The sequence below is a fragment of the Enterovibrio baiacu genome (assembly GCF_004120195.1).
Classification (GTDB): Bacteria; Pseudomonadota; Gammaproteobacteria; order Enterobacterales; family Vibrionaceae; genus Enterovibrio; species Enterovibrio baiacui.
In genome coordinates this window covers 78,598-102,340 of sequence record NZ_SCHN01000011.1, presented here as the reverse complement: position 1 = coordinate 102,340, position 23,743 = coordinate 78,598, and the positions used below count along the sequence as shown (strand labels likewise).

Sequence of the window (23,743 nt, the reverse complement as noted above, 5' to 3'; positions counted from 1 at the left end):
AACTCGCCAACAGCCTTCGTAGTAAAACACAGGGACAAAAAAAGCCGCACAAGGCGGCTATTTTCTTGGGAACGGTATTTAGACAGCGCGAAGCAATTGCTGCTTGGTTTCTTCACTGAGCAACGTCCAGTGAACACCTGTTTGCGCACCAGCAAACATCCAAAGCAATTTAATGTCGACATCATAGCCGTGAGATTCTTGTACCTTACGGAACAGTTCTTCTGGGCTCATTGAAAAGAAAATATCAACATTTTCGACGCCAGCTTTTTTAAGCATACGCTCAATAGTCAAACGCAAATTGGGTAAATCGCGAAGACGCTTGTTTAATTTTGAGTCTCGGTATTCTTTCTCCGCCACCGAATTCTCGACGGACTTTTTTACCATTGCATCTAAGCCGTCATCCTCCTGCTCGTATAGCTCGGTGATGTCGTAGTAATTAACGATGGCGGTAGAACTTTTCTTTACATGGACGAATTTTTTGCACGCTTTCGCAATAAGTTTATCTGTAAGCTCTGCCCCACCTCTTAGATAGATACGATCTTCTTTCACTAGCGCAAACATTGCACCGCTCACAAAGAAACCCGTACCACCAAACATGGAGCGCTTTTCTGTCTCACCAAATTGAGACAAGTATTCGACAAAGCCACTTTTTACTTCTAGCACTGGTGCCTCCTTTCTCCCCAAAAAGCCAATTCCCCGGCTAAAAATTCTGTAAATTCTCAACGCAAATTAATGATGACTTATTAGGGCATAGAAAACCATGCACTAGATCACCCAACACCGGATGTTGTACCAAAAACGCAACATCCGTCACGGTTATGATGTGTAATATTTATGTTTACTGCATGTTAAATGGGCACAGACACTCGCAACTTATTGTCGTGTATTACATGCATTACGCGCAATAAACGTTAATTTAGTTCAGATTTCTCACCCTAATTCATCGCCAACTTGCTTTTATCTAATTAATATTATTATCAGTTTTCTCGGTGACAAAAATCTTAGACACGGCGCATTAATACTTGTCACTGCTTCAAATAAAATGCGCTACATGTTTCATTTACCACCCATCAGGATTACTATGCACTGGATGTTTTTTCGAGTCTAAAAAGATGGCAAACCTCTCTTTATTCTGGGTAAACCCTAGCCGTGAGAAGCACTTAAAAGCGATTGAGACTGATTTTTTTCAGCGAGTCTATCGCTCACTGAAAGACGGGACATTGGAACTGCCTCCAATCCCTGACGTCGTCCTAAAATTACAACGCGTTTGCTTTGCTCAAAACAGCACAGTGAAAGATGTGTCGACGCTTTTATTGGATGATGCAACGCTGACGGCGGCGGTTATCCGCGCGGCAAACTCAGCCATTTTCAGTCCAAGAACGAATCGTCCTTGCCATGACATCAACATGGCGGTGTCTCGATTAGGGATTCAGCGTGTGCTTGGCATTGCTACTGCACATGCCATACAGACATTAAAAACATCCTCTCCATTTAGTGAAGAATGTAATGCGTTGTTGAAAAAGAGTGCGACATCGTCACGCGAGTTTGCATCAACAATGGCGCTAGTTTGCCAAAAAGTGAAAAAGTACGACGAGACACACTGTGAACTAGAAGTGGAGAAAGCCTTACTGATCGGATTGCTCGCCGACATTGGTATTTACAGTGCTGTTAAGGCATATCAAAACTACACCGATGAAGGGAACTATTTAGATTTTGATATCGCGAGTCATGTTTTTTACTCCGTCAGTAAAGAAGCAAGCAGATTCATTTTAAAAAGTTGGGGCTTCGATTTGGATTTCATCGAGGTATCGACAAACCGACGCATTCGTCGTGAAGTCGATGAGGTGACGTACCTAAACGTAGCAACCATGGCAAACCATCTACTCTTGTTCAGGGCGAATGACGATGCCATTGATGACCATGATGTTGAAATCACCCTCGCCGGTGCAGAAGCGCTATACGAATTGTCGAACCTGAATGATGCGGATTTCAGGGTTGAGCTTAATGGCATCATCAATAACTGCGGATTCTAGTCCTCAGCGTTAACCCCCCTATTCTCGCCGATGGCTTTCTCATATAAGCCTCGGCGCACAGATTGACCTTATTTGATCTCCACTGATACTCTCAGCGTGATTTCTCTTTTCTTTCAATAAGGTCGTTCTGAATGCTACCAGGCATGCTGTATATATTTTTGCCACTTGTCGTAGGCTACTTGATCAAAGTTAAAAGCGATAAGTTTCTCGATATCATCAATCGTTCAACCTCGCACCTTGTCTTTGTCATCCTAGGGTTAATGGGATTAAGCTTAGCGGGCCTTGACGATCTCAGTGCCAACCTCAGTCAAATTCTGCTTCTCGCGTCGACGTTCTTTCTGTGTATTGGCACAGCCAACCTTCTTGCGCTCCCCCTTTTAGATAAGCTGCTATCGACGAAAACAGAGCAGCACAAACGAGATGTTCCCCTTTCAGCCATGTTAATGGAGTCGGTGAAGCTGGTCTTTGTGGTAGGCGGCGGATTGGTATTGGGGCTCTTGCTTCCTATCCCTCTGGACTGGGTAGATCCCGCCAGTGAAGGGATCTTACTCATTCTGCTGTTTTTGATTGGTATTCAATTGAGAAACAGCGGCATGACGTTGAAACAGATCATTCTGAACAAGAAAGGATTGAGTGTCGCCGCTGTTATCATCGTGACGTCGTTCTGCGGCGGGCTGCTCGCAGCATGGTTACTATCCATTCCGTACAATTATGGCCTCGCTATGGCTTCTGGGTTTGGTTGGTATTCATTGGCGGGGATATTGATGGGAGATGCACTGGGACCCGTCTATGGCGGGGCCTCCTTTCTTTTAGAGCTTGCGAGAGAACTGGTTGCCATTGTTCTTATTCCGCTTTTAATTAGTCGCTATCCACTCACTGCCATTGGTTATGGCGGGGCAACCTCTATGGATTTCACGCTACCAATTATTCAAACCACTGGCGGCGTTAAATGCGTACCGATTGCGATTGTAAGCGGGTTTATCTTGAGTTTACTCGTACCTATTTTGATGATGTTTTTCGTTTCGCTCTAATCGATGCCACGTCATTTAGCCTTCATCAGGTAATAAAAAAGGAGAGCCTAGGCTCTCCTTTTTCGATCTCAATAGCTAGGGGGTAACTATTGATGTCATGAGTATGGATTGGGATATCAGTTGTTACGAATCCACTCGTCCATGTCTGACTTCAAGTTGTCAGATTTGGTACCGAAGATAGCTTGAACACCGCCACCCGCAACAACAACACCTGCTGCGCCTAGCTTCTTCAGCTTGTCTTGGTCAACGCTATCAACACTGTTCACTGATACACGTAGACGAGTGATACATGCGTCTAGGTTAGTGATGTTGTCTTTACCGCCGAATGCCATAACCAGTTCTTTCGCCATTTCTGATTCGCCACCCGCAACAGCCACTGATTCGTCTTCGTCTTCACGACCAGGCGTTTTCAGGTCAAGTTTCACGATAGCGACACGGAACACGACGTAGTAGAACACTGCGTACATGATACCCAGAAGTGGGAACAACCACATTTTCTGAGAGTTTGCAGACAGAACCACGAAGTCAATCAAACCGTGTGAGAACGACGTACCGTGAACCATACCCAGCATGTTAGTCAGTACGAATGCAGTACCCGCTAGAACAGCGTGGATTACATACAGTACTGGTGCTACGAACAAGAACGCGAATTCGATTGGTTCGGTAATACCGGTTAGGAATGACGTCAATGCCGCAGAAACCATGATACCACCCACTTTCGCGCGGTTTTCTGGTTTCGCAGTGTGCCACATTGCGATAGCAGCAGCAGGTAGACCGTACATTTTGAACATGTAACCACCAGCTAGCTGGCCGAAACCGTTACCTGCAGCGCGTGATGCTGCATCTGCTTCCAAGTAACAAGTCAGAACACCAGTACGTGCTTCGCCCGCAGCGTTTACACAGCTACCCGCTTCAAAGAAGAATGGTACGTTCCAAACGTGGTGCAGACCAAATGGGATAAGTGAACGCTCTACGATGCCGTAAATACCAAACGCTGCCACTGGGTTTTGGTTTGCTGCCCAGTGAGAGAAAGCCGCGATCGCACCGCCAACAGGTGGCCAAATAACAGCAAGTACAAGGCCAAGACCAATTGCACAGAAGCCTGTCATGATAGGAACGAAACGCTTACCTGCGAAGAAGCCTAGGTAATCAGGAAGTTGAATACGGAAGAAACGGTTGAACGCCCAAGCCGCAACACCACCAACGAGGATGCCACCAAGCACACCGGTATCGATTTTATCAACACCCATAACTTGCGCCATCACACCCAAGGTCGCAGCCATGATGCCGTAACCCACGATTGCTGCAAGGCCTGCAACACCGTCATTGTTCGTGAAACCTAGCGCAACACCTACTGCAAACAGCAGTGGCATTTGGCCGAATACTGAACCACCAGCATTTTCCATTACGCCTGAAACAACGCTTGGAAGCCAACTGAAGTCTGCTGCACCAACGCCTAATAAGATACCTGCTACCGGCAATACCGATACAGGCAGCATCAGCGCCTTACCGACTTTTTGCAGGTTAGCAAACAGGTTTTTAAACATAATTATGCTCCTGAGAATAATTTTAGTTGTACGTTGAACTCAGAAACATGTGAGTTCAGGACAACCTGCTAATCAATGTATTTCGATGTGTAATATAGGACTGCAGCTCGAATGACTCTACGTAACACGATGTGTTTGTTCAGAAACTAAATATAGATCACATGAAAATTGTATCGAATAGCACTTTTGATACTACATAACCCATTGTATTTTATGAGTTAAATTAACAACCCATCCCTTATGAATGAATTTCAGACACTTAAAATGCCTAACGGCTTAATGTTTTTTAATGTAACGAATTAAGTATCACTGATACGCTTATGTATCCTGTCTTTTTTCGCGACAATGTTTTATTTTTTATTATTAATTTCAATTAGATAAAACAATAAATAACAATAATAAAAACCAAACGGGTAATTACTGTTACAAACCTCGTTTATCTTCGTGACATGTAGCGTGTTACGAAAATCGTAACAGAGAAATACGAAAAAGGGCTGCAAAGCAGCCCTTTAGAGACAGTAAAAGCGGTGATTCAGCGCGTCGCGGTCGAGAACAACGTGAAAAAGTTCTCCGTTGTGGTTGCTGCTACTTCTTCAGCAGACACCCCTTTCAACAAACCAACATACTCCGCCACTTCACGAACATAAGCCGGTTGATTTTGCTTACCACGATACGGAATAGGTGCAAGATACGGTGAATCGGTTTCAACCAATAATCTTTCCAAAGGCAAACGGCGCACAACGTCTTTCAGCTCCGACGCTTTATTAAACGTAACAATGCCTGAAATAGAAATGTAGAAACCAAGCTCAATCGCAGCTTCTGCCATCTCAAAGCTTTCGGTGAAGCAGTGCAGCACACCTCCCACTTTTTGCGCGTTCTCTTCACGCAGAATACGCAGCGTGTCTTCACGAGCCATACGTGTGTGAATGATAAGCGGCTTATTTAGCTCAACCGCGATGCGCACATGCTGACGAAAAACCTCTTGCTGCTTTTCAGCAAGTTCTGGCTGGTAGTGGTAATCCAACCCCGTTTCGCCAATCGCGACAACACGGTCATCCGCAGCCAAAGTGCGCAGCTGATCGAAGTCGAACCCTTCTTCGATATCGAGAGGGTGAACACCACAAGATGCAAACACATTAGGGTACGGACGGATCAGGTCCATCATGGTTGGAAAGCTGCGCAGAGTTACACCAACAGAGAGCAGGTAATCCACACCACGTTCTTTCGCTTTCTCTATGACCTCTGCAACATCCGTATGCAGATCGTCGTAATCCAATTTATCAAGGTGGCAATGTGAATCGACTAGCACGTTGTTAACTCCGGTATTCCTGTAAAACGATGCATTGTAGGTGCTTACTGAAAGTCACTCAACCAGCGACTGACCATAAGTTCATTGTTCAAGCCTGCGCTTTTCACTAAATCGCTCTTCAACTTATTTAGCGCTGTCAGTTGGCGTATAACGACAGATGCAGGCACAGCACGACCAATCTTTTCAACTAACGGCAGAGATTCGCAATGCACGAGCCCTTCTTGGGTCCCCTGCTGCAACTTCATCACATCCAACAATAAAAAACTCAACCACTGTAATCCATCGTTACCAGACTTAATGAGCTTCTCCGTGAGCGTGAAAAGACCTTGTTTACTTGCTACATAGCCCGAAAATGCGTCAAGTAGCCCTTCATGCGCTCCCAAGCTACCTGATTCAACAAATGCTTTCGCTGCTAACGGTGCTCCACGGTTAATACGGATCACTTGAAGAGGCACTGAATCAAATAACTCGGCTTCAACCCAACGCTTCACAACGCTTTCTTGCGGTAATTTAGGCTTCCACTTGTTACATCGGCTAACCACCGTTGGCAGCATAGTCTCCATAGATGCAGCAAGGAGAATGAAGTGGCAATGGGACGGTGGCTCTTCTAGCGTTTTTAAAACGGCATTCGCCGCCGCCTCACCCATGCGATCTGCATCTTGAATCAGAATAACCCGTTGCCCACCAAGCTGTGACGTTTCCCAAGCATACTGATTCACAGCACGTACTGCATCGACACCTATCTGCTTACCTTCAGATTCCGGCTTGAGTAGGTGAAAATCAGGGTGCGTATCTGCATCAAACAGCTTGCAGCTATGGCAAACACCGCAAGGTTCAGTGACGCCATTTTTGCAAAGAATGGTTTTCGCCAGCATCGCAGTAAGCGCAATACGTCCGCTTCCTTTTGGGGAAGCCAACAGCACAGCATGATGAAGTCTGTCTTGACCCAGAAGCTGCTGCCAATGCTGCCATGTATCATGTTGCCAAGGGTATACGTTAACCTGCATGGGTCAGCCATTGCTCCAATGCTGATTGAATATCACGTGTAACGTCTTCAATCGATTGTGATGCGTCGATAACTGCAATATGTTCTTCTGCTGCTGCCAGTTCTAAATAACGTTCACGCGTACGCTGGAAAAACGCTAGCTGCATTTGTTCAATACGGTCTAGCTCGCCGCGTGCGCGAGCGCGAGACAGGCCAAGCTCAGGGTCAATATCCATATAGATCGTGAAATCAGGACGAAAATCACCCAAAACGGTATCACGCAGGTTTTGCATCAATGCCTTATCAAAGCCACGACCACCGCCTTGGTATGCTTGCGAAGACATGTCATGGCGATCACCCACCACAACAGCACCACGATTAAGCGCAGGCTTTATGACGTTATCAACCAACTGAATACGTGCTGCATAAAGTAAAAGCAGCTCTGCCATGTCAGTCAAAGGCTCATCAGGGTGGCCTTCTTTTACCAATGCACGCATTTGCTCTGCCAACGGTGTACCACCCGGCTCGCGTGTTGTTTCAATGTCGCTGATGCCATGCGCTTTCAGTGTTTCAATGACTTTATTGATAGCAGTGGTTTTCCCAGCGCCTTCAAGGCCTTCAACTACGATAAATTTTCCGTTCATTGGCTTCTTAATACTTTTAGATACTGTCGGACTGCACGGTTATGTTCCGTGAGCGTTTTCGAAAATTTGTGGCCACCGTAACCGCTGGCAACGAAATAGAAATAAGGTGTGCTGTCAGGGTTTGCTGCAGCAATGATCGATGCTTTACCTGGCATCGCAATCGGCGTTGGAGGCAAACCTGAAATCACATAGGTGTTGTATGGCGTTGGCGTGCGTAAGTCTTTCTTACGAATGTTGCCATCGTATTTATCACCCATGCCATAAATCACCGTCGGGTCAGTTTGCAAACGCATGCGCTTATTCAAACGGTTCACAAAGACTGACGCTACTTTGCCACGCTCTTCATCCACAGCCGTTTCTTTCTCGATGATGGAAGCAAGCGTGAGTAAATCATACGCGGATTTTACAGGCAGCTTATCAGCACGTGATGCCCACGCTGAATCCAAAGCCCTTTGAAGTTGCTTTGAGGCACGACCGAGAATAGAGAGATCGCTCTCCCCCGCCACAAAGTGATACGTTTCTGGCAACAACAATCCTTCGACTTTCTCTGACGATAAACCGAGCTTCCTGGCAATGTCTGCTTCACTCAAGTTTTCTGTGTCATGTTTCAGGTAATCCGTTTGATTAAGGATTTCTCGCCACTCTTTGAACGTACTGCCTTCAACAAAGGTAATCGCAAACTGGTGCTCTTTACCCTCTCTAAACACGGCAAACACATCGGCGAGTGTCATTGATGGCGCAATTTCATACGTACCCGCTTTCAATCGAGTAAGCTCTGGGTGCGTTTTTGCTGCAAACCTTGACCATTCGGACGGTGAAATGACACCGGCATTAATCAAAGTACGGGTAACGGAGTGATAATTCGCGCCATCCGGTACCGTCACAAGAACCGTTTCTTGAGTGTCTATTGGCGCACTCACGTACGATTCAATTTCCCCATATGCCCAATACGCACCGCCAGCAGCAGCCAATACAAGACAAAGAAGTACAAGGGCCAGTTTCTTAATCACGCATTTAACCTCAATGTTATTGCTCTACAAGCATCAAATGCGCTGTAGTTTGTTGTTTCTACGCATCTAACAGGCATCACGCCCATTACTGCATTTGTTATAAACACTTCTTCTGCTCGAAATAGCGCATCCGGGGATGAGAGAACTTCCTGAACATCGAACCCGAGTGCTTTCGCCGCTTCGATAACCTGAGCGCGCATCGTACCCGCAACACCTGCTCGTTGAAGATCTGGCGTATAAATCATATTTCCGATTCGCCAGAACAAGTTCGATGCCGACGTTTCAACGAGGTTTCCACTCATATCGCACGCGACACCATCTTCAACGCCGCTTTTATCTACCTCACGCTTGAGCATCACCTGCTCTAAACGGTTTAGATGTTTAATGCCCGCCAGCGGAGAGAGACCAAGTGGTTGCTCGAGCAACATCATTGCGATGCCTTTCTCTCGCCACGTATCATAATGCGCTGGGTAAGCATGCGTTGAGATAATGACGTTGGGCGCATTGCAGCCTTCAGGGCTGTAGCCTCGCCCACCCGCTCCTCGCGTAATGATCACTTTCAGAACCGCTTTGTCCGTGTCTTCGCTAGATTTCGCCGCATCTTGCACCCAAGAAGCAACTAAAGGCCAATCAATATTGGTGATCCCAAGCCGTGATGCATTGTTACGCAATCGGTCTTCATGTAGCGGCCATGCTGCAACGATACCTTTCTCAACCAAAAGGGTAGAAAAACAGCCATCACCGTACTGTAAACCACGATCGGAGATTGAAATCTCATCACTAACCAATCCATTGAGCAGAATCATTCCGGGTTCCTGAATTACATATAAAAAAACGGCTCGATACACTGTATCGAGCCGCCTTAGTCTATCAAAAAATTCTTAGATTTTTTTGAAAATCAACGAACCATTTGTACCGCCGAAGCCGAAAGAGTTACACAGCGCGTAATCCAACTTCACTTGACGAGCTTCATGTGGAACGTAATCAAGGTCACAGCCTTCATCTAGGTTGTCCAAGTTAATCGTTGGCGGGATAGCCTGATCAACCAGCGACATGATGGTGAAGATAGATTCTGCTGAACCTGCTGCACCAAGAAGGTGGCCTGTCATTGATTTGGTTGAAGACACCATGGTTTTATCTGCAGCTGCGCCCATTGCCAAACGAATACCTTTCGTTTCAGCAACGTCACCCGCAGGCGTAGACGTACCGTGTGCATTTACATAACCAATGTCTTCTGGCGTGATACCTGCATCGCGGATAGCCGCTTTCATTGCAAGCGCACCACCAGAGCCGTCTGCGCTAGGCGACGTCATATGGTAAGCGTCACCGCTCATACCGAAGCCAACAAGCTCACAGTAAATCTTGGCACCACGTGCTTTTGCTTGTTCGTATTCTTCAAGCACGATAATGCCAGCACCGTCACCAAGAACAAAACCATCACGGTCTTTGTCCCAAGGACGCGAAGCCGCTTGTGGATCGTCATTACGGGTCGACAACGCTTTTGCTGCAGAAAAACCACCGATGCCTAGTTCGGTAGACGCTTTTTCTGCGCCACCTGCAACCATCGCGTCTGCATCACCATACGCAATCATGCGTGCCGCGTGACCGATATTGTGAAGACCAGTGGTACAAGCCGTTGAAATCGCGATGTTTGGACCGCGAAGGCCGTAATTGATGGATACGTGACCGGCGATCATGTTTACGATGGTCGACGGTACAAAAAATGGACTGATTTTGCGTGGGCCTTTTTCGACATACGCACGGTGGTTAGCTTCAATCAAGCCAAGTCCACCAATACCCGAACCAATGGCTACACCGACACGCTCAGCGTTTTCTTCGGTGATCTCCAAGCCGGAATCTTCAAGTGCTTGCATACTTGCAGCGATACCGTACTGGATGAACAAATCCATTTTACGGGCATCTTTCTTAGAGATGTAATCTTCACAATTGAAATCATTTACTAGACCAGCAAATTTGGTTGCAAAGCCTGTTGTATCGAAGTGGTCAATTGTTTGAATACCGCTTTGGCCAGCTAGCAAAGCTTTCCATGATGACTCAACAGTGTTACCTACAGGCGATAACATCCCCATGCCAGTGACAACAACACGACGCTTAGACACGATGATATTCTCCGGAGAAAGGTGATTCTTTAAAATTTCGAGGTGCTAGAAAAAACTCAGGCGGCCAAATTGACCGCCTGGAAGAATTTTTTTTCTGATTACTCAGACGCGCCAACAACGTAGTCGATAGCAGCTTGAACAGTAGTAATCTTTTCAGCTTCTTCGTCTGGAATCTCGGTATCGAATTCTTCTTCCAGAGCCATAACAAGCTCAACTGTGTCTAGAGAATCTGCACCCAGATCGTCAACGAAAGATGCTTCGTTTTTAACTTCAGCTTCGTCTACGCCTAGTTGCTCAACGATGATTTTTTTTACGCGTTCTTCGATGTTGCTCATATTAATACTATTCCTTACAAGATTCGCAGATGCGATATGTGCAGTAGTTTATTCAATAACGTGGAAGTTGCAACACCCTTAATGCTGGTCAAACCACGATTTGCTCGATAAACAGTCGGAGTTTGACCTGTATCATTTAGTGTTGCAACTTTTGTGCTCAAATCATGTACATGCCGCCATTGACGTGCAGTGTCTCACCCGTGATATAGGCTGCATCTGTTGACGCCAAAAACGCTACAGTCGCCGCAATTTCACGTGGATCGCCTAAACGTCCAGCAGGTACTTGAGCCAAAGTTGCTGCACGCTGATCATCGTTCAGCGCTTTTGTCATGTCGGTTTCAATGAAACCTGGAGCGACAGTATTTACGGTAATGCCTCGCGATGCAACTTCACGTGCCATAGATTTGGTAAAGCCCACAACTCCAGCTTTCGCTGCCGCATAATTTGCCTGTCCGGCGTTGCCCATTGTACCAACAACCGAACCGACATTAATAATACGTCCGTTACGTTTTTTCATCATCGCGCGCAGGACCGCTTTAGACATGCGGAAAATAGACGTCAGATTAGTATCCATGATGTCTTGCCACTCGTCATCCTTCATACGCATCAGGAGGTTATCACGAGTAATGCCTGCATTGTTAACAAGAATATCGATATCACCGAACTCTTCTTTGATCGCCTTCAATACGTCACTGATCGACTCAGAAGACGTCACGTTAAGCGCGTAGCCCTTACCGTTCTCGCCCAAGTAGTCGCTGATTGACGCAGCACCGCTTTCAGAGGTAGCCGTACCAACAACTGTGGCACCGCGCTCTACAAGAATTTCAGCGATTGCTCGTCCAATACCGCGACTCGCACCCGTAACAAGCGCAATTTTACCGTTCAGGTCCATTCTTATTCGTTCCTTAATTGCAGCAACCAGCGATTACTGGCTGCAGTTTCCAGAAATTACTTCGCCGCTTCCAAAGAAGCAGGATCGTTAACCGCAGCAGCGTTCAATTTACGATCGATACGCTTAGCAAGACCCGTCAATACTTTACCTGGGCCCATTTCTAGCAGAAGCTCAACCCCTTCACCTGCCATTTTCTCAACGCTTTCAGTCCAACGAACCGGACCGTAAAGTTGGCGAACAAGTGCAGATTTAATCGCAGCAGGATCTGTCTCTGTAGCAACGTCAGCGTTGTTAACAACAGGAATAGACGGAGCAGAGAATGCGATGCTTTCGAGTGCAACGGCCAGTTTGTCTGCCGCAGGCTTCATAAGCGCGCAGTGAGACGGTACAGAAACTGGCAAAGGCAATGCGCGCTTCGCGCCTGCTTCTTTACAAAGCACATTTGCACGCTCAACCGCTTCTTTATTACCCGCAATCACAACTTGGCCTGGTGAGTTGAAGTTCACAGGAGAAACAACTTGCCCCTCGGCTGCTTCTTCACATGCTTTCGCAATGGCATCGTTCTCAAGGCCGATGATGGCAGACATTGCACCCACGCCAGCAGGTACCGCTTCTTGCATCAATTGACCACGCAGCTCAACCAATTTAACGGCTTCTTTGAAGTCAACAACGCCCGCACAAACCAGTGCAGAGTATTCACCCAAGCTGTGACCAGCCATAACCGTAGGTTGTGCACCGCCCTCTTGTTGCCATACACGCCAGATTGCAACAGAGGCAGTCAGCAGCGCAGGTTGAGTGCGGTGAGTTTGGTTCAGGTCAGTGTCTGGGCCGTTTTGAACAAGCGCCCAAAGGTCATAACCCAAAACGTCAGATGCTTCAGCAAATGTTTGTTTTACTACATCAAATTGTTCAGCCAGTTCAGCCAGCATGCCCACAGTTTGTGAACCTTGGCCTGGAAAAACCACAGCAAAGTTAGACATAGAAATTTTCCTTATTAAAACTTAATCAGCGCAGAGCCCCAGGCGAAACCACCGCCAAAGGCTTCAAGCAATATCGTTTGACCGCGTTGAATGCGTCCATCACGAACTGCTTCATCAAGTGCAGTCGGAACAGAGGCGGCAGACGTATTGCCATGTTTATCGAGCGTTAGGACAACCTGATCCATCGACATGGCCAGCTTTTTTGCCGTCGCTTTAATGATTCGATAGTTTGCTTGGTGCGGAACAAGCCAATCAATTTCAGACTTTTCCATTTGGTTGGCGTCTAGCGTTTCAGAAACAATATTCGCCAGTTGTGTGACGGCAACTTTAAACACATCGTTCCCTGCCATTTCTAACCAAGCATATTCTTCCACTTGAGAACACGGGCCGCGCGAAGGATGTTTCAAGTTCAGCAATTCACCAAACTTACCGTCAGCACGTAGGTGCGTAGAAATCACACCAGGCTCTTCACTCGCACCGACAACAACAGCGCCAGCACCATCACCAAACAAGATGATGGTTGAGCGATCTGTCGGATCACACATGTGAGAAAGACGATCAGAGCCAATAACCAAGGCGTTACGTGCCATGCCAGACTTCACATACTGATCAGCAACGCTCAAAGCGTAAACAAAACCAGAACAGGCGGCTGCAATATCAAAGGCAGGGCAACCGCTAATACCAAGTTTGGCCTGCACTTCACACGCAGCGGCTGGGAATGCACTTTCTCCGCTCGTGGTAGCAACAATAATGAGGTCAATGTCGTGCTTATCAATGGCAGCCATATCAATTGCTTGTACAGCAGCGTTGTAAGCCATTACCGCAACAGATTCGTTGTCTGCCGCGATACGACGCTCTTTAATACCAGTTCGGGCAGTAATCCACTCATCACTGGTATCAACCATTTTTTCGAGATCCGCGTTACTGCGGATTTGGGCAGGCAGAAAGCTGCCTGTACCTAGAATCTTACTGAACATGAAGACTAATAATGCCTCTCGAGTAGTACGGCTTCCAAACGGTCACATATTTTTTTAGGTAGTTGCCGTTCGACTTCGTGGACCGCTTCCCCGATAGCGTGTTGGAAAGCGGATATATCAGCACGTCCGTGGCTTTTCACTACAATGCCGCGCAATCCTAACAGACTTGCGCCATTGTACTGGTCGGGGTTCAGGTGATTAAGCGCAGTAAATAGTTCGCCAAATAACCATTTAGCCACCAGTTTTTTAAATGGGCTCATCAAAATATGCTGCTTTAAGCTATCTAAAAACAGCTTTGCGACCCCTTCACTGGTTTTCAGGCTTACGTTGCCGACAAATCCATCACAGACAACCACATCAGCCTTCCCTGTATAGAGCTGATTGCCCTCTACGTAACCAATGTAATTGACTGCAGAGCATTGCTGAAGCATTTCCGAGCAACGCTTTACTAAATCATTTCCTTTAATTTCTTCTTCACCGATATTCAGCAAGCCTACAGTGGGTTGATAACCTAATTGCTCTTCAGCAAGCACAGAACCCATTACGGCAAACTGGAACAAAGTATCAGCATCGACTGAAACATTGGCACCAAGATCGAGTAGCCAGCTTTGTTGAGAGCCTAACGTTGGAAGGGCTGAAACAAGCGCAGGCCTGTCTATACCGGGGAGAAGTTTTAATAAGGAGCGAGAGAGTGCCATGAGTGCGCCCGTATTACCGGCACTGACACAGGCATCAGCTTTGCCATCGGCGACAAGTTCCAATGCGATGCGCATGGAGGTACCTTTACTCGAGCGAAGTGCTTGAGAAGGACGCGTGTCGTTGGCGATAGAAGATTCCGCATGAACAATTGATATGCGGGAGGCATGTTCTTGACCCAGCGATACAAGCTGGCGGGTGATCTCAGCGTGATCACCGACGAGTACGACTTTTAACGAAGGGAAATGCAACAATGCCTGCACGGAGGCAGGCACTGTTACCTGGGGACCGAAATCCCCACCCATCGCATCAAGTGCAATGGTTAGACCAGTCAAGGCTCAACCTTACTTGTTGATTACCTTGCGGCCACGGTAGAAACCGTCAGCAGTCACGTTGTGACGCAGGTGAGTTTCACCAGAAGTTGCATCTACAGACAATGCACTAGTAGTTAGCGCATCGTGTGAACGACGCATACCACGCATTGAACGTGATTTTTTGCTCTTTTGTACGGCCATTGACCCTACTCCTCGTTACTTTTGCTTTAAGTTTTTCAAAACGGCAAATGGATTCGGACGCTCATCAGCAAGCGGGATTTCCCCGAAAACCATACCATCAGAATCGATTTCGCAATCAGCTTCTTCGTGCATGGCAACCTGTGGCAAAGCCACAATCAACTCATCTTCGATAAGTTGAAGTAGGTTAATCTCACCATTTTCGTCGACTAATGCCGGCTCATAAGCATCCGGTAAATTGCCAACCTGATCTTCATTGAAAACCGGGCTGTAAATAAATTCGATATCACAATGATGTGGGTAGACTTTCCAACAACGTTGACACTCAAGATTCACGTCGACCTTCACGTTTCCGCTTACGATCTTCAGTCCTTGTGCGTCAATATCAAAAGAAAGTTTAACATCAGCATCACTGATCACACCTCCAGTTACCTCTGCAAGACGCTCGAGCTGCTTAACTGCGATGATGCCATCATAATCAAGTCGCTTTTGCGCACTTTTAAACGGGTCAACCGTTAGTGGTACTTTTACCTTTTGCATAGGGCGCGAATTCTAGCCTCCAAAGTATCCCGAGTCAAAGAAATTTAGCCTTTTACTTCTAAGACGTAGCGTATAAACACTCGTCCAGAGACGAAAAGGTTATTTTCTGTACTACAGGCACTTAGCGAATTTGAAACAGAATGGGCACGAATTGCCAACGGACATCCTATGCCCACTCGCCTCCGCAAGTGTAAAACATTACACTGACCTTCGTATACGAATATTCCGAGAAAGGATCATCGTTAGATGAATAAACAAACAGTCGTGCTAGGATCCGGCTCTAAATATCGCCAAATGGTACTAGAAAAGCTGGGGATTCCCTTCCTAACACATTCGCCAGATATTGATGAAACCCCTTACGAACAAGAAGATCCCGTCGATTTGGTGAAGCGCTTGTCTGAAAGTAAGGCAAAAGCGTGCGCTATTGATCATCCCAACGCCTTGATCATAGGATCCGATCAAATCTGCGTGATCGACGGAAAGATCCTCGGTAAACCGCATACTGAAGAGCGTGCTTTCGAGCAACTCAAAGCGGCGTCAGGTAAACACATCACTTTTTATACAGGTTTAAGCCTCTATAACAGCGCAACGGGGAACGTTCAAACTGACGTTGAACCGTTTCACGTGCATTTTAGAACCCTCACTGAACCAGAAATCAGAAACTACGTGAGGCGCGAGCTTCCGCTCGATTGCGCGGGCAGTTTCAAATGCGAAGGCTTAGGCATTGCTCTGTTTGAAAAGCTCGATGGCAGAGACCCAAACACCTTGATTGGCCTTCCATTGATTAGACTGCGTGAAATGTTAGAACAAGAAGGTGTAAACGTATTGGGTTAGCACCGTCTTTCTCAGGCACAAAAAAAGAGCGAATCTTCGCTCTTTTTCATTTCTAAGTTCTGCTAAAGCATAAGCCTATGGCAATGTGAGTAGCTCTGGTAGTGTGTCGACAATTGCCACAGGGTTGTATCCAGATAGCGTAACTGCATCATGCACACCCCATGTAATACCAATCGCATCAATGCCGGCATTGTTTGCTAGCAGCATGTCATGAGATGTATCCCCCACCATAACCGCTTCTTCTTTATTAATACTGAGCTCTTCGAGCAACGCGTTAATCATTAAAGGATCGGGTTTCGACGATGTTTCATCCGCCGTACGTGTCGCAGCAAAGAAGTGTTGGCTTTCAGTTTCACCCATCGCCCTATCAAGACCAATGCGTGACTTCCCTGTTGCCACCCCTAAAAGCTTGCCATGCGCGTTTTTCAACGTGTCGAGTGTGGTGGCAACATCTGGATAAAACCCATGCGGCGTCGGGTTATCATCTCGAAATTGCTGACCATAATGCGCCTTCCACGTCTCAAACAGAGAGTAAGGAGCATCTGGGTAAAGGAGCACAAACCCTTTTTCTAAGCTCAAGCCAATCATTTGCTTTAGTTGCTCAGGCGATAGCGTAGGCAAACCACCCGTCAAACGGGCAGCTTCCTCTAAACACGACACAATACGTGCTATGGAGTCCATCACAGTGCCATCCCAATCAAAGATGACCAGCTTATATTGCTTTAACAGGTGCGCAATCCTTCTAACGTTCGCTCAAGTTTCTTTTCCATCGGCGCAGAGATATCCATTTGCGCTTCAGTGCTCGGGTGCGTGAACTTTATGTTTGCTGCATGAAGGAACAATCGGCTCAGGCCGAATTTCTTCGTGTAAGCATCAAACCGTGGGTCACCGTATCGATCATCCCAAGCAATAGGATGACCCGAGTATTGCGCATGGACACGAATCTGGTGTGTGCGCCCAGTAATCGGACTCGCTTGCACCAAGGTCGCATCTTTAAATTGCTCCAACACCCTAAACCGCGTTTCCGATGCTTTACCGTTCGGGTTAACACGCACAATGCTGTTCACTTCATTTTTAAGTAAAGGAGCAGTCACTTTGCGCATGCTTGGTTTCCAGTTACCCATGACCAACGCGAAGTAATATTTCTGTACTGTCTTCTCACGAAATTGCGCTTGAAGATGACGAAGCGCCGAACGTTTTTTGGCAATCAACAAAATGCCGGACGTATCGCGGTCGATTCGGTGAACCAACTCAAGAAAACGCGCATCAGGGCGCAGTGCACGCATTGCTTCAATCGCGCCAAAATGCAGCCCGCTGCCGCCATGAACTGCTGTTCCAGACGGTTTATTGAGGATAAGCATGTGATCGTCTTCATAAATCACACAATTTTCTAACTCAGCCACCCTATCAAGCTTGGTGTTAGGCGCTTCAACCTGCGCCGTCTCTGGGATCTTGATAGGAGGAAGACGGATAACATCTCCCTCTTGAAGCTTGTATTCGGGTTTTATGCGTTTTTTGTTAACTCGCACCTCTCCTTTGCGAAGAACGCGATAAATCATACTTTTAGGGACGTTTTTAAGCCTATTTCGGAGAAAATTATCGATCCGCTGGCCAGCAATGTCATCGGAGATGTCGATGAATTGCACTTTAGGTTTTTCTGTATTCATAGGGCGTAGATTCTACATTGCATCAAAGTAATTTGCCGCAAAAAAGTGTCCCTGCTATAGTTGCGCCGTACTGTAGAAAAGTTTGTAGCTTTTTTACACACTACGGCGAAATTGCCGTCAAACAGAGTAAATATAATCCGCTTTAACCAAGACACATTGACCATTCACGGCACTATTTCTTAGTAGTTTCGATTCCGATGAGAGTTCAACGCGTTTTAATCATGCAGCATTTGGCGTAAGACATGAGGATTAAGGCACCCGTTAGTTTGTTGGCACGACGGGAAAAATAACCAGTGTCAAAGAGACTGTCGCCATTTGTGGTGGAAAACCGACTGAGTAAACCGAAGAGACTTCTTTATCTTCGTGTCAGTGGGTAAATAAGTAGTGCCCTAGAGCGTCCCTGATTCCCCAGCCGTGAGGTTGCATTAATGTCAGACTTGGGACCTGGCAGCATTGCGTTCTTTGTCTCGTATCCGACAACTAATAACAACGACAAATAATCGAGAAAAATTTGATATGAAAAGAATGTTGATCAACGCAACTCAAAAAGAAGAGTTGCGCGTCGCATTGGTTGACGGTCAGCGCTTGTACGATCTAGATATCGAAAGCCCAGGCCATGAATCGAAAAAAGCAAACATCTATAAAGGCAAAATCACCCGTATTGAACCAAGTCTAGAAGCAGCATTCGTTGACTACGGTTCAGAACGTCACGGTTTCCTTCCTCTTAAAGAAATTGCCCGCGAATACTTCCCAGACAATTACAGCTATCAAGGCCGTCCAAACATCAAAGAGGTGTTGAAAGAAGGTCAAGAAGTGATTGTTCAGGTAGACAAAGAAGAACGTGGTAATAAAGGCGCAGCCCTCACCACATTCATCTCTCTAGCAGGCAGTTACCTTGTTCTTATGCCTAATAATCCACGTGCTGGCGGTATTTCTCGTCGCATCGAAGGTGAAGAGCGTAGCCAACTAAAAGAAGCAATGTCTGGCCTTAAACTGCCACAAGGCATGGGTCTTATTGTTCGCACCGCAGGCGTTGGCAAATCAGCCGAAGAACTTGAATGGGATTTGAACTATCTGCTGAACAACTGGGAACGTATCCTAGGTGCTGCAGATTCTCAAAATGCCCCTTTCCTTATCTATCAAGAAAGTGACGTGATTGCCCGTGCATTCCGTGACTACCTACGCCGTGATATCGGTGAAGTATTGATTGATAGCGAAACAGTTTTCAATCAGGCGCGTGAGCGTATTCAGGCGACCCGTCCTGACTTCCTGCAGCGCGTTAAGCGCTATGAAGGTGAAGTACCTCTATTCAGCCATTACCAAATCGAAAGCCAGATTGAATCTGCATTCCAACGTGAAGTGCGTCTGCCATCTGGTGGTTCGATTGTTATCGACCCAACCGAAGCATTGACGTCTATCGATATCAACTCAGCCCGTGCAACAAAAGGCTCAGATATCGAAGAAACAGCACTTCAAACTAACCTAGAAGCAGCTGACGAAATTGCACGTCAATTACGTCTACGCGACTTGGGTGGCCTGGTGGTTATCGACTTTATCGATATGACCCCTGTTCGCCACCAGCGCGAAGTTGAAAACCGCCTACGTGAAGCTGTTCGTATGGACCGTGCTCGCGTTCAAATCGGCCGTATTTCGCGCTTCGGTCTTCTAGAAATGTCTCGTCAACGCCTGAGCCCGTCTTTGGCAGAAGCGAGCCACCACATTTGTCCTCGTTGTACAGGTACAGGTGTGATTCGTGATAACGAATCCCTGTCGCTGTCCATTCTTCGTTTGATCGAAGAAGAAGCATTGAAAGAGAACACATCACAAGTCATGGCTATCGTGCCAGTGCCTGTTGCCTCTTACCTGCTTAACGAAAAACGCCGCTCTGTTCAGCACGTAGAGAAATACCACAACGTACGCGTTGTGATCGTGCCAAACGCAGACATGGAAACACCACACTTTGAAGTGTTGCGTGTCCGTGGCGGCGATGAAAACAGCACACTTTCTTACCACTTGCCTAAGCAATTGGAAGCTATTCGTGAAGCAGAAGCGAAAGATGATGCACCTGCTGAACGTATCGTGAAGAAACGTGAAGAGCCTGCACTGCAAGGCTTCTCTGCGCCCGCTTCACCAGCACCTTCAGCGAAGCCAGCACCAACGAAAGAAGTTGAAGCACAACCAGGCTTGTTCTCGCGTTTGGTTAGCTTCATTTCTGGTCTGTTTGCTTCTGAGCCAGAGCAAGAGAAGAAAGAAGAACCAAAACAAGAAAACCGTAATCGTCGTGATCAAAAACGTTCGCAAGACCGCAATCGTCGTGGTTCACGCAACAATCAACGCGATGAAAACGGCAAGCAAGAGCGCAACGAGAAGCGTCCACAACGTCGTAAAGACCGTTCAGAAACGTCAGATCGTAACGAGCAACGCAATGAGCGTAACGAGCGCAACGGCAACGCAGAACGTCAAGAAAGACCTGCTAAGAAGCAAAACCGCAAGCCTGTTGATAAAGCAGAGAAAGCGGAACAGCGTCAACAACAGAAAGTCGCGAAGTCTGTAAAAGAAGACGCACCGGTTGTTGAGAAGCAGGAAAAAGCGGAGAAGACGGAAAAAGTTAAACAACGCCGTCAACGCCGCAAGCTAAACAAAAAGATTCGCGTAGGCGATACGTCTGTTGAGCAAGAAAACGTTGCTGCAAACCCTCTTCAAGAGATGGGCAAAGCCGTTGCTGCCGAAGCAAAACAAGCTGACGTGAATGACACTGTTGTTGCACAAGATGGTGAGCAAACTGAGCAACGTGAAGAGAAACGCCGTAACCGTCGTTCACCTCGTCACCTACGTGCAAGTGGCCAGCGTCGTCGTCGTAACTACCGCGAAGAAAACGACACTGAATCTACAGAGCAAGGTCTTGACCAGCTAGACATGATGGAAACGGCAGTTTCTGTTGTTGAAAAGCGCAACAAGGTTGTTCTGAAATCGGGTGTGGCTTCTCCAGAAATGGCAATGGGTAAAGTATGGCCGTCAAAAGCGGCACAGAAAGCACCTGTTGTTGCAGAAGAAGTGATTGCGGACGTAGCACCAGCAGCAACGGTTGTTGAAGCCGCTGTTGAAGCGAAACCAGCCCTAGGCGGTGTTGCTTTCCCTGAAATGGCAATGGGTAAAGTCTTCCCTCGTCCGACTGCACCAACGATTTTGGAAGAAAAAGCCAAATCTGAAGGCGCAGATGCATTGAGCGAAGAGCTTCCACTGACTGTAAATGCAGTATCGGAAGAGCCTGCTGTGCAGCAAGCACCTGAAGCAGTGATTGAAGAAACCTTGGTTGAAGAAGTTGCGGCTGAAGAAGCGGCAGTTGAAGAAGCAGTGGTTGAATCAGCACCAGTTGCTCCTGTTCAGAACGAAGAGAAAGCAGATATCAAAGAAGTGATTGAAGCGAGCGAAATCTCCACGGTTGAAGCAGAAAAACCTGCTGAAACTTCTGTAATTCGCTGTCGCCGTGCAACGTCTCCAATGACGAAAGCACCTGCTCCAGAAGTGTCTTCTGCGCCAATCCAAGTCGCGATTGCAGAATTCCGAGCTGAGCGTCTTCAAACCAAACAAGCTGGTAGCGACACGGCAACAAGCCGTGCTGCAGCACCAGCGACCAAGCCTAACTTCTAAGTTCAGGCTGGTATAGAAAGAGCCATGCATGTCATGGCTCTTTTTTTATTTATACCTAAACAAACTCTCGGTGAACGCGAACCTAGAGGTTGCTTGGGTATAAATATTTAATGTTTTCGTTACGTTATCCCCGAACACGACTACCCTAATGCTATGGGAAATACACGCATTTCTGGCGGTCGTTTCACCATATCAATCACTGATATCTTTATTAGATAGATTCACAATTACGTCACGAACATTGAACAAAATCACACTATTAGGTAGTATCCGCAAGCATTTAACAGTTGAGACAGCTGTTTATAGAAAGAACGTTTAATTGCTAGCTAAGTGATTACAAGGACGATCGTTTTGCTACCGCTAGCGATGTTGTGTGATTCCCTTTAACCCATCTAAAGACAAGTAATTTACATAATGTTTGAATTTCCAAAATTCCCCCAGCACTCAGTGAAAAACGACGTACTGTCAGGGTTGACGGTTGCGCTTGCACTTGTGCCTGAAGCCGTCGCATTCGCCTTTGTCGCAGGTGTAGACCCAATGGTTGGTCTTTACGCTGCGTTCATTATGGGCTTATTAACATCAATTCTTGGCGGACGCCCAGGCATGATTTCGGGCGCAACAGGCGCAATGGCCGTAGTCATGGTCAGCCTGGTGGCTCAGCACGGCATCGAATACCTTTTTGCCGCCGTTATGCTTGCTGGTCTCTTCCAAGTGTCTGCCGGTGTATTCAAGCTCGGAAAATTCATCCGCATGGTGCCTCATCCTGTGATGATTGGTTTCGTTAATGGCTTGGCTATTGTTATTTTCCTTGCACAGTTAGGCCAATTCAAAGCACCCGATGCAGCAGGAAACCTAGACTGGCTTCAAGGCAATCAAATGATGCTAATGCTTGGCTTGGTGGCTATCACCATGGCAATCATTCACTTCCTGCCTAAGCTGACCACATCTGTACCGTCTTCACTGGTCGCTATCGTGTCTGTGACAGCAGCGGTAGTGCTACTGGATCTTGATACCCGCACCGTGGTGGATTTCCTTCGCTCAATGAGCGGTGATGAGAACGCAACATTGGCAGGTTCACTCCCAACGTTTTCTGTTCCATCCGTGCCGTTTAACCTTGAAACGCTGTACATCATTCTGCCTTACGCTCTGATTCTTGCTGCAGTGGGTTTAATTGAGTCACTACTGACGCTGACCGTTATTGATGAAATGACAGGCACACGTGGTCACGGTAACCGCGAGTGTGTGGGTCAAGGCGTGGCGAACGTAACCTGTTCAGTGTTCGGTGCAATGGGCGGTTGTGCGATGATTGGTCAGTCAATGATCAACGTAAACTCAGGCGGTCGTGGCCGTCTATCGGGCATTGTTGCCGCACTTGCACTGCTTTGCTTCATCTTGTTCACGTCTTCAATGATTGAAATGATCCCACTGGCAGCGCTTGTTGGTGTGATGTTCATGGTCGTTATCGGCACCTTTGAATGGGCAACCTTCAAACTGGCACGCCGTGTACCTAAGAAAGATTTCTTTGTCATCGTGCTCGTCACCGTTGTTACCGTGATGACAGACCTTGCGATTGCCGTGATTGTTGGTGTGATTGTTTCTGCGTTGATGTTTGCATGGGAACACGCAAAACACATTTACGCGACAAGCCACATCAACGAAGAAGGTTCAAAAATCTATGAAGTGAATGGCCCACTGTTCTTTGGCTCAGTGGCTAACTTCCTTGAGCTATTCGATGCACAGAATGACCCAAGCGACGTTATCGTAGATTTTGGTAAATCTCGCGTTGCTGACCATTCCGCGATTGAAGCGATTGATACCTTGGCAGACCGATACAACAAATCAGGCAAAACCCTGCACCTTCGCCATTTGTCGTCAGATTGTCAGGCGCTACTGACGAAAGCGGGAAGCTTGGTTGAAATCAACCACATTGAAGATCCAAACTACAAAGTAGCAGACGACCTACTGGGATAATCCCCACCG

General features: G+C 47.0%; 22 protein-coding genes. 5 read left to right on the top strand and 17 right to left on the bottom strand.

Annotated features, from left to right (window positions below; genetic code table 11):
• Positions 1–78: 78 nt before the first annotated feature.
• On the bottom strand, positions 79–663 hold the full coding sequence (locus EQP46_RS12965; protein WP_017010166.1) for a TfoX/Sxy family DNA transformation protein: 585 nt from the start codon (positions 661–663) through the stop codon (positions 79–81).
• Between the two features lie 449 nt (positions 664–1,112).
• Here EQP46_RS12965 and EQP46_RS12960 point away from each other — a divergent pair, with 449 nt between their 5' ends.
• Positions 1,113–2,033 (top strand): HDOD domain-containing protein, encoded by a 921-nt coding sequence (locus tag EQP46_RS12960; protein ID WP_129494066.1) that lies wholly within the window; start codon positions 1,113–1,115, stop codon positions 2,031–2,033.
• Positions 2,034–2,164: 131 nt separating this feature from the next.
• Positions 2,165–3,064, top strand: coding sequence for a LysO family transporter (locus EQP46_RS12955; RefSeq protein WP_129494065.1), 900 nt, complete (start codon positions 2,165–2,167; stop codon positions 3,062–3,064).
• Positions 3,065–3,180: 116 nt separating this feature from the next.
• On the opposite strand, the gene ptsG is transcribed toward EQP46_RS12955, so the two are convergent.
• The 14 genes from ptsG to yceD form a co-directional block, all read right to left on the bottom strand.
• The gene (gene ptsG / locus EQP46_RS12950) at positions 3,181–4,611 is read right to left on the bottom strand and encodes a PTS glucose transporter subunit IIBC (RefSeq protein ID WP_129494064.1); all 1,431 of its coding nucleotides are present in this window, start codon (positions 4,609–4,611) and stop codon (positions 3,181–3,183) included.
• A 532-nt stretch (positions 4,612–5,143) separates the two neighbouring features.
• Complete coding sequence (locus EQP46_RS12945; RefSeq protein ID WP_129494063.1) at positions 5,144–5,920, bottom strand: TatD family hydrolase; 777 nt, start codon at positions 5,918–5,920, stop codon at positions 5,144–5,146.
• A gap of 44 nt (positions 5,921–5,964) precedes the next feature.
• Complete coding sequence (gene holB / locus EQP46_RS12940) at positions 5,965–6,927, bottom strand: DNA polymerase III subunit delta' (RefSeq protein WP_129494062.1); 963 nt, start codon at positions 6,925–6,927, stop codon at positions 5,965–5,967.
• Positions 6,917–7,549: a dTMP kinase gene (tmk, locus tag EQP46_RS12935; RefSeq protein ID WP_129494061.1), complete on the bottom strand. Its 633-nt coding sequence runs from the start codon at positions 7,547–7,549 to the stop codon at positions 6,917–6,919. Before tmk ends, holB begins: the two co-directional genes overlap by 11 nt.
• Positions 7,546–8,559 (bottom strand): endolytic transglycosylase MltG, encoded by a 1,014-nt coding sequence (gene mltG, locus EQP46_RS12930; RefSeq protein WP_129494060.1) that lies wholly within the window; start codon positions 8,557–8,559, stop codon positions 7,546–7,548. The genes tmk and mltG overlap by 4 nt, the downstream gene beginning before the upstream one ends.
• Positions 8,556–9,365, bottom strand: a complete 810-nt coding sequence (pabC, locus tag EQP46_RS12925; RefSeq protein WP_129494059.1) for an aminodeoxychorismate lyase — start codon at positions 9,363–9,365, stop codon at positions 8,556–8,558. Before pabC ends, mltG begins: the two co-directional genes overlap by 4 nt.
• A 75-nt stretch (positions 9,366–9,440) precedes the next feature.
• Entirely contained in the window at positions 9,441–10,679 is a 1,239-nt protein-coding gene (gene fabF / locus EQP46_RS12920) for a beta-ketoacyl-ACP synthase II (RefSeq protein WP_129494058.1), read from the bottom strand.
• A gap of 98 nt (positions 10,680–10,777) precedes the next feature.
• On the bottom strand, positions 10,778–11,014 hold the full coding sequence (acpP, locus tag EQP46_RS12915) for an acyl carrier protein (RefSeq protein WP_007467184.1): 237 nt from the start codon (positions 11,012–11,014) through the stop codon (positions 10,778–10,780).
• Positions 11,015–11,171: 157 nt separating this feature from the next.
• On the bottom strand, positions 11,172–11,906 hold the full coding sequence (gene fabG, locus EQP46_RS12910; RefSeq protein WP_129494057.1) for a 3-oxoacyl-ACP reductase FabG: 735 nt from the start codon (positions 11,904–11,906) through the stop codon (positions 11,172–11,174).
• A gap of 56 nt (positions 11,907–11,962) precedes the next feature.
• Complete coding sequence (gene fabD / locus EQP46_RS12905) at positions 11,963–12,886, bottom strand: ACP S-malonyltransferase (protein ID WP_129494056.1); 924 nt, start codon at positions 12,884–12,886, stop codon at positions 11,963–11,965.
• Positions 12,887–12,900: 14 nt separating this feature from the next.
• A complete protein-coding gene (locus EQP46_RS12900; protein ID WP_129494055.1) occupies positions 12,901–13,863 on the bottom strand; it encodes a beta-ketoacyl-ACP synthase III in 963 nt (320 codons plus the stop codon).
• Positions 13,864–13,868: 5 nt separating this feature from the next.
• Positions 13,869–14,894 (bottom strand): phosphate acyltransferase PlsX, encoded by a 1,026-nt coding sequence (gene plsX, locus EQP46_RS12895; protein WP_129494054.1) that lies wholly within the window; start codon positions 14,892–14,894, stop codon positions 13,869–13,871.
• Between the two features lie 9 nt (positions 14,895–14,903).
• Complete coding sequence (gene rpmF / locus EQP46_RS12890; RefSeq protein ID WP_016961383.1) at positions 14,904–15,074, bottom strand: 50S ribosomal protein L32; 171 nt, start codon at positions 15,072–15,074, stop codon at positions 14,904–14,906.
• Positions 15,075–15,089: 15 nt separating this feature from the next.
• Complete coding sequence (gene yceD, locus EQP46_RS12885) at positions 15,090–15,611, bottom strand: 23S rRNA accumulation protein YceD (protein ID WP_129494053.1); 522 nt, start codon at positions 15,609–15,611, stop codon at positions 15,090–15,092.
• 246 nt (positions 15,612–15,857) lie between these two features.
• Between yceD and EQP46_RS12880 the strand changes: the two genes are divergently transcribed.
• Positions 15,858–16,445 (top strand): Maf family protein, encoded by a 588-nt coding sequence (locus tag EQP46_RS12880; protein ID WP_129494052.1) that lies wholly within the window; start codon positions 15,858–15,860, stop codon positions 16,443–16,445.
• A gap of 75 nt (positions 16,446–16,520) precedes the next feature.
• Here the strand turns inward: EQP46_RS12880 and EQP46_RS12875 are convergent, their stop codons facing one another.
• Both EQP46_RS12875 and rluC read right to left on the bottom strand, forming a co-directional pair.
• Positions 16,521–17,150 carry an HAD family hydrolase gene (locus EQP46_RS12875; protein ID WP_276320901.1) on the bottom strand — a complete coding sequence of 210 codons (630 nt, stop codon included), beginning with the start codon at positions 17,148–17,150 and terminating at the stop codon, positions 16,521–16,523.
• A gap of 17 nt (positions 17,151–17,167) precedes the next feature.
• Positions 17,168–18,112: a 23S rRNA pseudouridine(955/2504/2580) synthase RluC gene (gene rluC / locus EQP46_RS12870; RefSeq protein ID WP_129494050.1), complete on the bottom strand. Its 945-nt coding sequence runs from the start codon at positions 18,110–18,112 to the stop codon at positions 17,168–17,170.
• A gap of 525 nt (positions 18,113–18,637) precedes the next feature.
• Between rluC and rne the strand changes: the two genes are divergently transcribed.
• Positions 18,638–21,763, top strand: coding sequence for a ribonuclease E (rne, locus tag EQP46_RS12865; protein ID WP_129494167.1), 3,126 nt, complete (start codon positions 18,638–18,640; stop codon positions 21,761–21,763).
• A gap of 414 nt (positions 21,764–22,177) precedes the next feature.
• Positions 22,178–23,734 carry a SulP family inorganic anion transporter gene (locus tag EQP46_RS12860; protein ID WP_129494049.1) on the top strand — a complete coding sequence of 519 codons (1,557 nt, stop codon included), beginning with the start codon at positions 22,178–22,180 and terminating at the stop codon, positions 23,732–23,734.
• The last annotated feature ends 9 nt before the right edge of the window (positions 23,735–23,743 follow it).